Here is a 14,169-nt window from a genome sequence, read left to right as displayed (position 1 = left end):
CGGGCGGAGGGTCAGCGAAGCGCGGACTGTAGCGCTTTGCGGATGATGATTTCGGCCGCATCGCCATCACGCGCCGCGGCCTTCGCCATCTTGGCCGCCTCGGCCGGCTTGTAGCCCAGTTGCTGCAGGGCGACGGTCGCCTCCGACAGCGGATCGGCCGGCCCGGTGCGTCCGCCCATCGCCCCGCCCACGCCGCCGAGGTCGGCGACGCGATCGCGCAGTTCGACCACGATCCGCTCGGCGGTCTTCTTGCCGATGCCCGGGATCCGGGTCAGTGCGGTGACGTCGCCGGCCTGCACCAGTTGCGCGAACGCATCGACGCTGACCCCCGACAGCACCGCCAGCGCGATCTTGGCGCCGATGCCGCTGACCTTCTGCACATCGCGGAACAGCCGGCGCTCGGACTCGTGCAAAAAGCCATACAGCGAGACGGTGTCTTCCTTGTGCGCGTAGTGCGTGAACAGCGCGACCTCGCGCCCGACCTCGGGCAGGTCGTAGAACGTGCTCATCGGGGCTTCGAGCTCATACCCCACCCCGCCCACGTCGACGACCAGCCAGGGGGGGGCCTTGTGCACGAGCTTGCCGCGCAGTCTTCCGATCATCGGGCACCTCCGGCCGCGGGCCGGTCATGGAACGTGGGAAGGGGGGCGGACAGGGCCGCGATGTCGCTCATTTCCTGCTCCAGGCCTGGCGCGCGTCGAGCCCCAGCCGGCCAGCCGTCGCGCGCACGTGGGCATGGGTGATCGCCACCGCCAGCGCATCGGCGGCGTCAGCCTGCAACTTGCCGGTCAGCCCGAGCATCAGGCCGACCATGTGCTGGACCTGGCCTTTCTCGGCACTGCCGCGGCCCACGACCGCGAGCTTGATCTCGCTGGCCGCGTACTCATGCACCGGCAGGTCGCGCAGCACCACCGCACCGATCGCAGCCCCGCGCGCCTGGCCAAGCTTGAGCGCCGAGTCGGGATTGCGCGACATGAACACCCGTTCGATCGCGACCTCGTCGGGCCGGTGCAGCTCGACCAGTTCACCCAGCCCCACCAGCAACCGACGCAGCCGCGCCGGAAAATCGCCGGCCGACAGCAATGACAGCGGCGCGTGATGCACATGCGTGACGCGGCCGGCCGCATCGACGTCGATGATGCCCACGCCCGTGCGCTGCGAGCCGGGATCGATACCGAGGATGCGGGTCATCGGGCGACGGATCACCGGCGCCGTCAGGCGCCGTCCAGCGAGGCCTGGTCCACGTTCGAGTAGACGTCCTGTACGTCGTCGAGGTCCTCGAGCAGGTCCAGCAGCTTGCGGACCTGCTGCGCGGTCTCGGCATCCACCGCGACATCGTTGTCGGCGCGGAACGTCAGCTCGGCGTGCTCGGGCGCCAGGCCCGCGGCGGTCATCGCCTCGCGCACCGCGGCGAAGTCCTCAGGCGCGGTGACCACGTCGATCGCGCCGTCCTCGGGATAGACGATCACGTCGTCGGCCCCGGCCTCGATTGCGACCTCGGTGATCCGTTCTTCATCGGCGCCGGCGTCGTAGCTCAGCACGCCCAGGCGCTTGAACATGAAAGCCACCGAGCCATCGGTGCCGAGGTTGCCGCCGCACTTGCCGAAGGCATGACGCACGTCGGCCACGGTGCGGACCTTATTGTCGGTCAAGGCGTCGACGATGACCGCCACGCCGCCAGGCGCGTAGCCCTCGTAGCGGATCTCCTCGTACTCGACGCCTTCCAGCTCGCCGGTCGCCTTCTTGATCGCGCGCTCGACCACGTCCTTGGACATGTTCTGCGCCATGCCCTTGTCGATGGCGGCGCGCAGGCGCGGATTGTTGGCCGGATCACCGCCGCCGGCCCGGGCGGCGACCCCGATCTCGCGGATGATCTTGGTGAAGATCTTGCCGCGCTTGGCGTCGGTCGCGTTCTTGCGGGCCTCGATCGAAGGTCCTCGTCCCATGGTCGTTCTTTTCAGGCGTCGAAGGCGCGATTTTAGCGCGCGAAGCGCCCTGCGCGCAGGAAGGCGGCCGTCTGGACCACCGCCTGCGAGGAGAACAGCAGGCCGCTGTGGCTGGCCTCGACGACCACGTGGTCGGCCAACCCCGGCGCGCGTGTTTCGGCCACCGCTACGGTGCCGTCATGGGGACCCTCGAAGCGCGCAAACAGCGCCCCCAGCCCGCGCGGCACCCGGCCGGCGACCATCCCGACCTCCACCTGGGGCGGCCACTGCGCGCAGCCGGTGAGCAGGATGTCGGCGCTCCGCCCGAAGTACAGCCGCGAGATCGGCCACCGCGACAGTGCGGCAGCCGCGCCGCTGCCGCACACCGGCGAGCCCAGGCAGACCACGCGCCCGACCGGCAGGTCCGGCGCCTGCGCCAGCGCCTGCAGTGCGATCAGGCCCCCGAGGCTGTGTCCGACCAGATGCGCCGGCCCGCCGCGATGCAGCTGCGCGAGCAGGCCATCCACCGCCGCCTGCGGCCCGCCCGTGATGCTGGGATACCCGAAGATCTCCGGCGCGAACCCCATTGCCTCCAGACGCTGCGCGAAGCGCCGCATCGTCAGACCGACCATCCAGATCCCATGCAGCAGAACGACACGCTGCGGCCCGCCGCTCATGCGACCGCGTCCCGCAGACCCATCGTCTGCCGCCAGGCCCTGGGCGACAGTCCACTGCGAGCCTTGAACGCCCGCGACAGGGCCGCCTCGCTGCCGTAGCCGACTTCGTCGGCGATCACCTTCAGTGGCCGGCCGCGCCGCAGCGCCCGCTGCGCGAGCGCGATTCGCCAGTCCTGCAGGTACTGGCCCGGCGTCTGCCCGAGCGCCTCGCGAAAACTCTGCGCAAAGGCGCTGCGCGACATCCCCGCAGCCTGCGCCAGCGACGCCAGCGTCCAGTCGCGTGCCGGCGCTTCATGCAACGCGACCAGCGCGCGTCGCAGTCGCAGGTGCGCCATGCCCGCCAGCAGACCGCCGCGCAGACCACCCGACTCCATCTGCTGGCGCAGCACCTGGACCAGCAAGGCCTCGATCAGCCGATCGAGCAGCACCGTGCGCCCGCAGCGGCTGTCGAAGGCCTCCTCGAACACCAGCGCGAACAGCCCGGCCGAGCTCGGCACTTCATCGGCGGGCAGCCACAACACGGCGGGCAAGGCCCGCACCAGCGGGTTGTCCGCGCCGCCCTCGAAGCGCAGCCGCGCGGCGAGCACGCGCGTCCCGGGCTCGGCGACGACCGTGTCGGCCAGGGCGCGCTGCGGGGCGAGCAGAAGGCCGGGGCCGACCACCGGCTGCGACTGCGCGGCCACGCGCAGCGCGCCGGACGCCACCAGCCACAGTGCGCCGTCGTCGTGGCCGCCGACCTCGCCGGGGCCAGCGTCGACATCGGCGGTGATCCGGAACCGATCCAGCAGCACGGCCAGACGATCGACCATATCAGGACTCCTGGCTAAGTTTTATGGACTTGGCATGCCCAAAAGTATCAACGAACCGCGCACAGTGTCGATACCGCAGCGGCATCCCGCGGCTGCCACCCCGGAGACTTCTCAAATGTCCCTCGACACCGTGCTCTACACCGCGACCGCGACCGCCACCGGTGGACGCGAAGGCCGCGCCGCCTCCAACGACGGCGCCCTCGACATCGCCCTGTCCACGCCGCGCGAACTGGGCGGCGCCGGCGGCCCGGGCACCAACCCCGAGCAACTGTTCGCCGCCGGCTATGCCGCCTGCTTCCTGGGTGCGCTCAAGCTGGTCGCCGGCAAGCAGAAGGTCAAGCTGCCCGCCGACACCACGATCACCGGCGAGGTCGGCATCGGCCCCATTCCGACCGGCTTCGGCATCCAGGCCACGTTGACGATCCGCGCCCCTGGCGTGCCGCGCGAGCAGTTGCAGCCGCTGGTCGACGCCGCGCACGCGGTCTGCCCCTATTCGAACGCGACCCGCGGCAACATCGACGTGACCCTGGTCGTGGCCTGAACACACCGGCCGGGGGCCGTCGCAGGCGCCTGGCTCAGCGCTGCACGGGCCGACGCAGGATGAATTCCAGATCCTGCGTCGCGCCGACCGGAAACAGGTACTCGCCGACCTTGCCGAAGCCGTAGCGGGCATAGAACCGCTGCGCGCCGAGGTTCTCCGACCACACGCCGACCCACAGCGTGCGCGGGCCGTCGCGCAGCAGCCAATCCATCGCGGCCCGCATCATCCGGGTGCCGAGCGCGGCCCCCTGCAGGCCACGGACGAGATACAGCCGCTTGAGTTCGCCATCGCCCGGTGCGACCTCGGCGTGTGGCAGGCCGCAGGGACCGGCGGCGGCATGGCCGACGGCCTCGCCGTCACGCTCGAGCAGCCAGACCGCGTAGTCGGGATGGCTCAGCACGATGCGCTGGCGCTCAACGGCATAGGCCTCGTCGAGGAAGGCCTGCAGGTCATGGCGGGGATACAGATGCCCGAAGGTTTCGGTGAACGTCCGCGCTGCGAGGGCGGACAACCGCGCCGCATCGGCTGCGACGCCGCGGCGCAGTACGAAGCCCGGCGGCAGCGGCGGTTCGGCAATGGGTTCAACAGTCATTGCGCGATTGTCGCAGTAACCCCGCGCCGGCCTCCAGCGGTGGCCGGCGCCGACGTCGCGTTGCGTCAGTGCGCGGTGTGGGCCGCCGGCACCGGCTGCACGCCCTGCTGCACACCGGTCATGTCGGGCAGCCGGTGCGCGATGCCCTTGTGGCAGTCGATGCACGTCGCCTGCCCGGTCGCCAGGTACGTGCGGTGAATCTGCGCCGCCCGGCTCGCCTGGCGGGTCAGGTCCATCGAGTCGTAGTCGTGGCAGTTGCGGCACTCGAGCGAATCGTTGGCCTTCAGTCGCGCCCACTCGTGCTCGGCCAGCGTCAGACGCATGTCCAGGAACTTCTCGCGCGTGTTGATCGTGCCGAAGATCTTGCCCCAGACCTCCTTGGAGGCCTGCATCTTGCGGCCGATCTTGTTGGTCCAATTGTGCGGGACATGGCAGTCGGGACAGGTCGCGCGCACGCCCGAACGGTTGTTGTAGTGGATGGTGGTCTTGAGCTCCTCGAAGACGTTGTCGCGCATCTCGTGGCAGCCGGTGCAGAACTCCTCGGTGTTGGTGACCTCGAGCGCGGTGTTGAAGCCGCCCCAGAAGATCACCCCGGCAATGAACCCGCCCAGCGTCAGAAAGCCCAGGCTCAGGTGGACTGCCGGCGAGCGCAGCGTCTTCCAGAACGACCGGACCGTGGTCGCAACCCGCCCGAACGCCTTCATTCCGACGGCTCCGCGCGCTCGGACCGCAGCACGCTGTCGATGTCGCGGAAGCCGTTGGCGACCAGCGGCTGCGCGTCGGTCTGCACGACATGGCACTGCAGGCAGAAGTAGCGGCGCGAGGACACCTCGGCCAGGAACTGGTCGTCGCGATCCATGTAATGGGTCACGCTGATCTCCGGCGCCTGGAACTGCGCAGCGTTGCTGCGCGCGTGGCACAGCATGCAGCGGTTGGAGTTCTTGTCGACCTGGTAGCCCTCGATGCTGTGCGGCACGGTCGGCGGCTGCATCGGGTAGGCACGGCCGCGGCGACGGTCGAAGTTCTCGACCCGCGCCATCGGCAGCGGCGTGATCTCGGCGGTGATCGGCACGTTGCGGCGCAGATTGTCGATGTCCTGGGCGGGATTGCCACGCGCACCGACTTCAGGCGCCGGTGGCACGATCTCGGGCTTGGGGTCGCGGTCGCCGCACGCGGCCAGCACGAGCGTCAACACGATGGCGAGGATCTTGCGCATGTCAGGCCACTCCCACCGCGGCGACCTTGGCCGCGCATTTCTTGAAATCGGTCTGCTTGGAGATCGGGTCGGTCGCATCGAGCGTGACCTTGTTGATCAGCTGGGCGGCATCGAACCACGGCACGAAGATCACCCCGCGCGGCATCCGGTTGCGGCCGCGCGTCTCCACGCGCGTGCGCATCGCACCGCGGCGCGACGATACCGAGACCTCATCGCCGCGCTTGAGGCCACGCGCGCGAGCGTCGTCAGGATGCATGAACACCACCGCCGACGGGAATGCGCGATACAGCTCGGGAATGCGCATGGTCATCGAGCCCGAGTGCCAGTGCTCGAGCACCCGCCCGGTCACCAGCCACAGGTCGTACTCGTCATCGGGCGATTCGGCCGGCGGCTCGTAGGGCAGCGCCCAGATCACCGCGCGGCCGTCCTTGTTGCCGTAGAACTGGAAGCCCGTACCCGGCTTGACGTACGGATCGGCGCCCTCGCGGTAACGCCAGCGCGTCTCCTTGCCGTCGACCACCGGCCAGCGCAGGCCGCGCTCGCGGTGGTACATGTCGAACGGCGCCAGGTCGTGCGCGTGGCCGCGGCCGAACTCGGCGTACTCCTCGAACAGACCCTTCTGCACGTAGAAGCCGAACGCATCGGCCTCGGCGTTGGCGTAGCCTTCCTCGATCTGCTCGACCCCGAACGCATCGACCTTGCCGTTGCGATAGAGCACGTCGAACAGGGTCTTGCCGCGGAACTGCGGGTTCGCCGCGAGGATCTCTTCGGGCCAGCATTCGTCGGTGGTGAAACGCTTGGAGAACTCCATCAGCTGCCACAGATCCGAGCGCGCCTCGCCCGGCGCGTGCACCAGCTGATGCCAGAAGTGGGTGCGGCGCTCGGCATTGCCGTAGGCGCCCTCCTTCTCCACCCACATCGCCGAGGGCAGAATCAGGTCGGCGGCCTGGCAGGTCACCGTCGGGTAGGCGTCGGAGACGACAATGAAATTGTCGGGATTGCGGTAGCCGGGGTAGCCCTCTTCGAGCATGTTGGCGCCGGCCTGCATGTTGTTGTTGACCTGCACCCAGTACGCGTTGAGCTTGCCGTCGCGCAGCGCGCGGTTCTGCTCGACCGCGTGGTAGCCGACCTTGTCCTTGATGATCCCGTGCGGGATCTTCCAGATTTCCTCGGCGTGGTGGCGGTGCTCGGGGTTGGTGACCACCATGTCGGCCGGCAGGCGGTGGCTGAACGTGCCTACCTCGCGCGCGGTGCCGCAGGCCGAAGGCTGGCCGGTCAGCGAGAACGGGCTGTTGCCCGGGGTCGCGATCTTTCCGGTCAACAGGTGGATGTTGTAGACCATGTTGTTGGCCCACGTGCCGCGCGTGTGCTGGTTGAAGCCCATGGTCCAGAACGACATGACCTTGATCTTCGGATCGGCGTACAGCTCGGCCAGTTGCTCGAGCCACGCGCGCTCCACGCCGGTCATCTCGATGGTGCGCTCGAGCGTGTACGGGGCAACGAAATCGGCGAAGGCCTGGAAGTCGATCGGCGTGCCGCCGTTGGGGTCCTGCGCGTTCTTGGCCGCGACCTCCAACGGGTGCTCGGGCCGCAGGCCGTAGCCGATGTCGTCGTTGCCGCGCTTGAAGGTCGTGTGCTTGTCGACGAAGTCGCGGTTGACCCGGCCGGTCTTGATGATGTGGTTGGCGATGAAGTTCAGGATGACCAGGTCGGTCTGCGGCTTGAACACCATCGGGATGTCAGCCAGCTCGAAGCTACGGTGCTCGTAGGTCGACAGCACGGCGACCTTGACGTGCGGATGGGTGAGCCGGCGATCGGTCACGCGCGTCCACAGGATCGGATGCATCTCGGCCATGTTCGAGCCCCACAGCACGAACGCATCGGCCGCCTCGATGTCGTCGTAGCAGCCCATCGGCTCGTCCATGCCGAAGGTGCGCATGAAGCCGGTCACCGCCGAGGCCATGCAATGGCGTGCGTTCGGGTCGATGTGGTTGCTGCGGAAGCCGGCCTTCATCAGCTTGTTGGCCGCGTAGCCTTCCCACACGGTCCACTGCCCGGAGCCGAACATGCCGATGCCGTCGCCGCCCTTGGCCTTGAGCACGGCGCGGAACTTCTCGGCCATGACATCGAAGGCCTCGTCCCAGCTGACCGGAGTGAAATCGCCGTCCTTGGCGAACACGCCGTTGCGCTTGCGCAGCATCGGCGTGGTCAGGCGGTCGGCGCCGTAGAGCACTTTCGACAGGAAGTAGCCCTTGACGCAGTTCAGGCCGCGATTGACCTCGGCATGCACGTCGCCGTGGGTGGCGACGACCCGCCCATCGCGCACCGCGACGTTGATGCCGCACCCGGTGCCGCAGTAGCGGCACGGTGCCTTGCTCCACTTGAGCTGACCGTCGCCCTCGGTCATCGCCTCGGCCAAATGGGCGGGCACAGGCATGCCGGCGGCGGCCGCGGCGCTGGCGATGGCGGTGTTGCGGATGAACTCGCGGCGGCTGGTCATGCCGTTGCTCCTGTCGTGTCTTGTGTACGGGTGTCGGCCGGCGCGAGGTCGCGATCGATCGCGGATGTCGGCTCGGCATGGTGGTAGACGAGGTTGACGGCCATCACCCCGGCCACGGCCTGCAGGACATCGATGCTCGCCATCAGGCCGCGCGTGCCGTCGCTCTCCTGCAGCAGCACACTGCAGGTGTCCTCCTGCATCGCGAGCTCCAGGCCGTCGGTGGTCGCGACCGCAGCCGCCAGCGCATCGCGCGCCTCGGGACGGTGGCGGACCACCAGGCTGGCGACATGCCATTCGGGACGGGGGTCAGACATGGGCGGCGTCCTCAGAGGTAACGGGCCGCAGCGAGATCGCGGCCGAAGGGCAACCGGCGACACAGGCGCCGCAGCCGGTGCAGCGGTCCGCGGCCACGACCGGCGTGGGCACGCACGAGGTCACCGGAAAACGGATCGCCGATTCGCCGCAGGCATCGCGGCAGCTCGAACACACGATGCCGTGCAGCGTCAGGCAGGTCTCGGCGACGCGCGCCTGCAGCGCCCAGGCGGCATCTTGAGCCGGGCGGAACGCGTGGGCCTCACAGGCGGACGCGCAATCGGTGCAGAACGTACATTCGCCCAGCGCCGGATCGAACACCGGCAGGCGCCCCTCGCCGATCACCAACACACGCTCGGGACAGGCCGCCACGCAGGCGCCGCAGCCGGTGCAGGCATCGACGAACGCGCGCTCGTCCAGCGCCCAGGGCGGGCGCAGGGGATGCGGGGTGTGCAGACGACCGCGCAGCAGCGCGCGTCGGCGCGGATCGGGCGGTCTGGTGGCGGCGGCTACCATGACGAAGGCGGCCTAGTGCGTGGGTGGGCCAGTGAACATCTGCCAGAACCACACGGAGAACCCGTAGCTGGCGACGATCAGCACCGACAATATCGGGAACATCACCACCGTGATGAACAGGAACAGCAGCAGTTCCTTGCGCTTGGCCCGGCGCGGATCGACCGGCTCGGCCGGTTCGGCGGGGGCGGTCAAGAGGGCAGCCTCCTGCGCTTCGGGCTTCATGGGCGGTCCTGTCGAAGAAGAAGTCGCGCTCGGAGGATACCCAACCGGCGCGACAGATGTGTTGATCGCGGTCAACAATGGGCCGCTGCGCGATACCGGACGCGCAGCGATGGGGGCCGCGCGGTCATTCCGCGCGGGCGCGCACCTGGATGTGGACCTCCGCCAGCTGCGCATCGGTGATCGGCGACGGCGCGTCGGTCATCAGGCACTGCGCGCCGGTGGTCTTGGGGAACGCGATGACATCGCGGATCGACTCGGTGCCGGCCAGCAACGCCGCAAGACGATCGATGCCGAACGCGATGCCGCCATGCGGCGGCGCCCCGTACTTCAGGGCATCGAGCAGGAAGCCGAACTTGGCCTGCGCCTCGTCGGCGCCGATGCCGAGCAGGTCGAACACCGCCGACTGCATCGAGGCGCGATGGATGCGGATCGAGCCGCCGCCGACTTCGTTGCCGTTGAGCACCATGTCGTAACCGCGCGAGACCGCGGTCGCCGCATTGGCCCGCAGGTCGGCCTCGTCATCGACTGCCGGCGCGGTGAAGGGATGGTGCAAGGCGACGTAGCGCTGCGCCTCGTCGTCCCATTCGAACATCGGAAAATCGGTGACCCACAGCGGCTTCCAGCCCTCGGCGACCAGGCCGAAGTCCTTGCCGGCCTTGAGCCTGATCGCGCCCATGAAGTCGCTGACGGTCGTGTACTTGCCTGCGCCGAAGAACACCAGGTCGCCGTTGCCGGCACCGACGTGCGACAGCAGCGCGGCGAACGCCGCCTCGTCGAAGAACTTCTGGATCGGCGAGCTGATCTCGCCGGACTCTGCGATCTTGATGTACGCCAGACCCTTGGCACCGTACTTGGCCGCGTGGGCGGCGTACTCGTCGATCTGCTTGCGGCTCAGCGACGCGCCACCGGGAATGCGCAGCGCGCAGACGCGGCCGTTCGCCTCGTTCGCAGGACCCGCGAACACCGAAAAGCCGCAGTCCTTGACCAGCTCGGCGACGTCGACCAGCTCCAGCGCGATGCGCAGGTCCGGCTTGTCGGAGCCGTAACGGCGCATGGCTTCGGCATAGGTCATGCGTGGGAACTGCGCGTCGAGCTCGACCCCGGCGACCTCATGGAACACATCACGGATCATCGCTTCGACCGTGTCCTGCACATCGCGCTCGGAGACCCAGGCGAACTCCATGTCGAGCTGGGTGAATTCCAGCTGGCGATCGGCGCGCAGCGCCTCGTCGCGGAAGCAGCGCGCCACCTGGTAGTAGCGGTCGAAGCCGGACATCATCAGGATCTGCTTGAACAGCTGCGGCGACTGCGGCAACGCGTAAAACTCGCCCGGATGCATGCGTGCAGGCACCAGGAAGTCGCGCGCACCTTCCGGCGTCGCCTTGGTCAGGATCGGGGTCTCGATGTCCTGGAAGCCGCGCGCATCGAGCCAGTGGCGCAGCGCGCTGACCAGCTTGGTGCGCGTGCGCATGCGGCGCTGCATCTGCGGATGGCGCAGATCCAGATAGCGGTACTTGAGCCGCGTCTCCTCGCCCGGGTTCTCGTGGTGATGGAACGGCAGCGGCTCGGCCTTGTTCAACACCTCGATGGTCTGCGCGACGACCTCGACCTGGCCGGTCCGGATCTTCGGGTTGACCGAATGCCGGCGACGGACGACGCCGGTGATGCGCAGGCAGTCCTCGTAGCCCACCTGCTCGGCCAGGGACAGCACCTCCGCGTTGCCCGGCTCGGCCGACGGCTCGGCGACGACCTGGACGATGCCCTCGTGGTCGCGCAGATCGATGAAGCAGACGCCGCCGAGGTTGCGGGCGACATCGGCCCAGCCGCACAGGGTGACGGTCTGGTCGATCAGCGCCTCGTCGACGAGGCCGCAGAAATGGGTACGCATGGACACTCCGAACGCGGAAAAGACACGGGATACCGACCGCCCGGCGGGCGGAACCCGATAGTGTAAGGCGTGCGCGGCGGTCCGCGCGCGCCTGCGTTGGGAGCGGCGTCGGCCGCGTGGCGTCAGTCGGCCGCGGCGGCGGGCTTGGCGGCCGGCTTGGTCTCGGCCTTGGGTGCGGGTGCGTCCGACTTGGCCGCCGGTGCCGGGCTCGCGGCGGCGTCGCCGGCAGGCTTGGCGGATTCGCCGCCTTCGGCCAGGTTGCGCTTCTTGTCGCCGTCCTTCTTGAAGTCGGTCTCGTACCAGCCGCTGCCGGCCAGACGGAACGCAGGCGCGGTGAGCTGGCGCTTGACGGCCGCCGCGCCGCAGGCCGGACAGGTCTCGGGATCGGGATCGGAGAGCTTCTGCAGACGGTCGAAATCGTGGCCGCAGTCGGCGCAGCGGAAGGCGTAGATCGGCATGGTGGGAAAGAAGGAACCTTGACTGGGCGTGGACATGGGGGCGCCGGCGACCGGATCAAGCCCGCCGCACACCGTCACGGCGCGCTCGCACGATCCCACCCGACCACTTGTCGGTTCCCGTCCACGGGCCTCCGCTCGCCTTGGACGCTACGCGCTGCGCACCTGGGCGAGCGCCAGCTCGCTGGCGCGACGCAGCACGGCATCGCGCGCCGCGCCAGCGAGCGCCGAGCCCTGTAGATAGCAGGCCAGCAGCCACGACCGGCCGCCATCGGCAGGCCATAGCACCGCGATGTCGTTGCTGATGCCGCTCGCGGTGCCGGTCTTGTCGCCGACCCGCCAGGCGGCGGGCGCACCGGCGCGGATGCGCGCATCGCCGGTGCGGTTGCCGATCAGCCAGTCGGTCAATTGCAGGCGCGAGGCTGGCAGCAGCACGTCGCCGAGGACGAACCGTTGCAGATTGCCGGCCATCGTCAGCGGCGTGGTGGTGTCGCGCGGATCGCCGTCCGCGAACAGGTTGACCTCCGGCTCATTGCGGGCGCAGATCGTGACCGTGTCGCCCGCGGCGCGTAGGAACGCGGTGAGTCCGGCCGGGCCGTCGACCAGCGGCAGCAGCAGGTTCGCCGCCGGGTTGTCGCTCCAGACCATCGTGGCCTGGCACAGGTCGCGCACGGTGAGGTCGCGTCCGACATGCCGGGCGGTCACCGGCGCATGCTCGAGCATGTCGGCCTGACGCACCGCAAGCCGCCGGTCCAGCGACAGCGCGCCGCGATCGACGCGGGCGAGCACCGCCGAGGCCAGCAGGCACTTGAAGGTGCTGGCCATCGGGAAGCGCTCGTCGACCCGGTGCCCGACACGCACGGCAGGGTCGCCGTCGCGCAGCAGGGCCACGCCGAGCCGGCCACCGCTCGCCGCTTCGAGCGCGGCCAGGTCCGGCGCCGTGGCGATCGTGTCGGGGCTCGCCTCCCGCCCCGCGGCACGCGCCGCCGGCACTGCGGCCATCGGCAGCGACAGGGCGGACAGGCCGGCGAGTTTCAACAGCGCGCGTCGCGATGCCATCGGGCGGTCTCCGAGATTGGGTGAGCGCCGATTCTCGAGGCTGCGCGGCGGCGTCCACCAGCGCGAAGAATCAGGGGCAGCCATAAGCGGATTCGATGACAGGATCGCGATTGGCGCCATTCGGCGCCCGGAATGCGATCATCGATCGATCCCGCTCACCCCTGCTACCCATGTCGCGTCCGCCGCTGCCGCTCAATGCACTGCGCGCCTTCGAGGCCGCCGCGCGCCACCAGAACTTCACCCGTGCCGCGCTCGAGCTGTGCGTGAGCCAGGCCGCCCTCAGCCATCAGATCCGCAGCCTGGAGGATCGCCTGGGCGTGCGCCTGTTCCATCGCCTGCCGCGCGGCGTCGCGCTGACCGACGAGGCCAGCGCGCTGTATCCGGTCCTCCACGACGCCTTCGACCGCATCGCCACCGCGGTCCAGCGTGCCGGCGGTACCGCCGAGCGCCAGATCCTGAGCCTGGGCGTGGTCGGCACCTTCGCCACCGGCTGGCTGCTGCCGCGCCTGCCGGCGTTCGAGGCCGCGCATCCGGAACTCGAGCTGCGTCTGCAGACCCACAACAACCGCATCGACCTCGCCAGCGAAGGGCTGGATGCCGCGGTGCGCTTCGGCGACGGCGACTGGCAGGGCCAGGCCTGCACGCCGATCGTCGATACGCTGTTCGCACCTGTCTGTGCGCCCGCGCTGGCGCGCCGCTTGGCGAGCCCGCGCGACCTCGACCGCACGACGCTGCTGCGTTCCTACCGCGGCGACGAATGGCCGCGCTGGCTGCAGGCGGCCGGCGCCGACGCGATCGACGCCCGCGGGCCAGTCTTCGATTCGTCGCTGGCGCTCGCCAGCGCCGCCGCAGCCGGCGCCGGGGTGGCGCTGCTGCCGCTGGCGATGTTCGAACGCGAACTGCGCGAGGGCCGTCTGGTGCAGCCCTTCGACACTGGCATCGCCCTGGGTCGCTACTGGCTGACCCAGTTGCGCTCCCGACCGGAACCGGCGCCGCTCCAGCAACTACGCGCATGGCTCCTGGCGCAGCGCGCGCTCACACTTGACCGCGCGCCTTGATTGGAGCCTGTCACGGCCCACTGCCGTGCGCTTCCATCGATGATGGCGCCACAGCGAGGGCCTTGCGTGGCGCAGCTCCCACGCATCGACGCTGTTCGGCAGGACACCGGCAACGCGCTGGTCACCACCACCCCAGGTAAGCCAGAAGGCGAGGCAACCCGGTCATCAAGATGACGCAGGTGCTGAACCCAAACGCGAAGAAGCGTAAAGCACGCTGCGTTGGCTCGCTCAGACGTCTAACAAAGTACCCGGCCGCCACTCCAAAAATGATGGCCAGGACAAGAGGCAGCAAAAGCCAGAAAGTCTTACCCACGCTGCATCACCACCTTCTAAACGCCGCACCCTGCCCGTACCGATCCAACAGGTGGACAGGGCAGGCAGAGTGTGGATCAACCGGTC

The 14,169-nt window shown here is 69.2% G+C and carries 17 protein-coding genes; 2 read left to right on the top strand and 15 right to left on the bottom strand.

The features are described from left to right. Nucleotides 1-11: 11 nt before the first annotated feature. The 5 genes from ruvA to WAF18_RS07590 form a co-directional block, all read right to left on the bottom strand. Nucleotides 12-602: a Holliday junction branch migration protein RuvA gene (gene ruvA / locus WAF18_RS07610; protein ID WP_183426631.1), complete on the bottom strand. Its 591-nt coding sequence runs from the start codon at nucleotides 600-602 to the stop codon at nucleotides 12-14. Between the two features lie 67 nt (nucleotides 603-669). Next, on the bottom strand, nucleotides 670-1,191 hold the full coding sequence (ruvC, locus tag WAF18_RS07605; RefSeq protein WP_183426630.1) for a crossover junction endodeoxyribonuclease RuvC: 522 nt from the start codon (nucleotides 1,189-1,191) through the stop codon (nucleotides 670-672). Nucleotides 1,192-1,214: 23 nt separating this feature from the next. Further along, the gene (locus tag WAF18_RS07600; RefSeq protein WP_183426629.1) at nucleotides 1,215-1,946 is read right to left on the bottom strand and encodes a YebC/PmpR family DNA-binding transcriptional regulator; all 732 of its coding nucleotides are present in this window, start codon (nucleotides 1,944-1,946) and stop codon (nucleotides 1,215-1,217) included. 32 nt (nucleotides 1,947-1,978) lie between these two features. Next, nucleotides 1,979-2,602, bottom strand: a complete 624-nt coding sequence (locus tag WAF18_RS07595; RefSeq protein WP_337244559.1) for an alpha/beta fold hydrolase — start codon at nucleotides 2,600-2,602, stop codon at nucleotides 1,979-1,981. Further along, nucleotides 2,599-3,411 (bottom strand): AraC family transcriptional regulator, encoded by an 813-nt coding sequence (locus tag WAF18_RS07590; RefSeq protein ID WP_337244558.1) that lies wholly within the window; start codon nucleotides 3,409-3,411, stop codon nucleotides 2,599-2,601. Before WAF18_RS07590 ends, WAF18_RS07595 begins: the two co-directional genes overlap by 4 nt. A 115-nt stretch (nucleotides 3,412-3,526) precedes the next feature. Between WAF18_RS07590 and WAF18_RS07585 the strand changes: the two genes are divergently transcribed. Then, a complete protein-coding gene (locus WAF18_RS07585; protein ID WP_337244557.1) occupies nucleotides 3,527-3,952 on the top strand; it encodes an organic hydroperoxide resistance protein in 426 nt (141 codons plus the stop codon). A gap of 34 nt (nucleotides 3,953-3,986) precedes the next feature. Here WAF18_RS07585 and WAF18_RS07580 read toward each other — a convergent pair whose 3' ends face one another. The 10 genes from WAF18_RS07580 to bla form a co-directional block, all read right to left on the bottom strand. Next, nucleotides 3,987-4,544 (bottom strand): GNAT family N-acetyltransferase, encoded by a 558-nt coding sequence (locus tag WAF18_RS07580; protein ID WP_337244556.1) that lies wholly within the window; start codon nucleotides 4,542-4,544, stop codon nucleotides 3,987-3,989. A 65-nt stretch (nucleotides 4,545-4,609) separates the two neighbouring features. Further along, nucleotides 4,610-5,248 carry a cytochrome c3 family protein gene (locus tag WAF18_RS07575; RefSeq protein WP_337244555.1) on the bottom strand — a complete coding sequence of 213 codons (639 nt, stop codon included), beginning with the start codon at nucleotides 5,246-5,248 and terminating at the stop codon, nucleotides 4,610-4,612. Next, nucleotides 5,245-5,760, bottom strand: a complete 516-nt coding sequence (locus WAF18_RS07570) for a nitrate reductase cytochrome c-type subunit (RefSeq protein WP_183426623.1) — start codon at nucleotides 5,758-5,760, stop codon at nucleotides 5,245-5,247. Before WAF18_RS07570 ends, WAF18_RS07575 begins: the two co-directional genes overlap by 4 nt. 1 nt (nucleotide 5,761) lies before the next feature. Further along, on the bottom strand, nucleotides 5,762-8,260 hold the full coding sequence (gene napA / locus WAF18_RS07565) for a periplasmic nitrate reductase subunit alpha (RefSeq protein ID WP_337244554.1): 2,499 nt from the start codon (nucleotides 8,258-8,260) through the stop codon (nucleotides 5,762-5,764). Next, nucleotides 8,257-8,574 carry a chaperone NapD gene (locus WAF18_RS07560; protein WP_183426621.1) on the bottom strand — a complete coding sequence of 106 codons (318 nt, stop codon included), beginning with the start codon at nucleotides 8,572-8,574 and terminating at the stop codon, nucleotides 8,257-8,259. Before WAF18_RS07560 ends, napA begins: the two co-directional genes overlap by 4 nt. Then, on the bottom strand, nucleotides 8,567-9,088 hold the full coding sequence (gene napF / locus WAF18_RS07555) for a ferredoxin-type protein NapF (RefSeq protein ID WP_337244553.1): 522 nt from the start codon (nucleotides 9,086-9,088) through the stop codon (nucleotides 8,567-8,569). The genes WAF18_RS07560 and napF overlap by 8 nt, the downstream gene beginning before the upstream one ends. Before the next feature lie 12 nt (nucleotides 9,089-9,100). Beyond that, a complete protein-coding gene (gene napE / locus WAF18_RS07550) occupies nucleotides 9,101-9,310 on the bottom strand; it encodes a periplasmic nitrate reductase, NapE protein (RefSeq protein ID WP_183426619.1) in 210 nt (69 codons plus the stop codon). Nucleotides 9,311-9,434: 124 nt separating this feature from the next. Beyond that, nucleotides 9,435-11,198 carry an aspartate--tRNA ligase gene (aspS, locus tag WAF18_RS07545; protein ID WP_337244552.1) on the bottom strand — a complete coding sequence of 588 codons (1,764 nt, stop codon included), beginning with the start codon at nucleotides 11,196-11,198 and terminating at the stop codon, nucleotides 9,435-9,437. Between the two features lie 122 nt (nucleotides 11,199-11,320). Continuing rightward, nucleotides 11,321-11,656, bottom strand: coding sequence for a zinc ribbon domain-containing protein (locus WAF18_RS07540; protein WP_337244551.1), 336 nt, complete (start codon nucleotides 11,654-11,656; stop codon nucleotides 11,321-11,323). A 147-nt stretch (nucleotides 11,657-11,803) separates the two neighbouring features. Beyond that, a complete protein-coding gene (gene bla / locus WAF18_RS07535) occupies nucleotides 11,804-12,712 on the bottom strand; it encodes a class A beta-lactamase (RefSeq protein ID WP_337244550.1) in 909 nt (302 codons plus the stop codon). A 170-nt stretch (nucleotides 12,713-12,882) separates the two neighbouring features. Between bla and WAF18_RS07530 the strand changes: the two genes are divergently transcribed. Next, nucleotides 12,883-13,770 (top strand): LysR substrate-binding domain-containing protein, encoded by an 888-nt coding sequence (locus WAF18_RS07530; protein ID WP_337244549.1) that lies wholly within the window; start codon nucleotides 12,883-12,885, stop codon nucleotides 13,768-13,770. The last annotated feature ends 399 nt before the right edge of the window (nucleotides 13,771-14,169 follow it).

The organism is Luteimonas sp. gir, from assembly GCF_037198055.1.
Lineage (GTDB): Bacteria > Pseudomonadota > Gammaproteobacteria > Xanthomonadales > Xanthomonadaceae > Luteimonas > Luteimonas citri_A.
The sequence above is the reverse complement of the archived record's forward strand: the minus strand, read 5'-3'. Positions and strand labels throughout refer to the sequence as shown.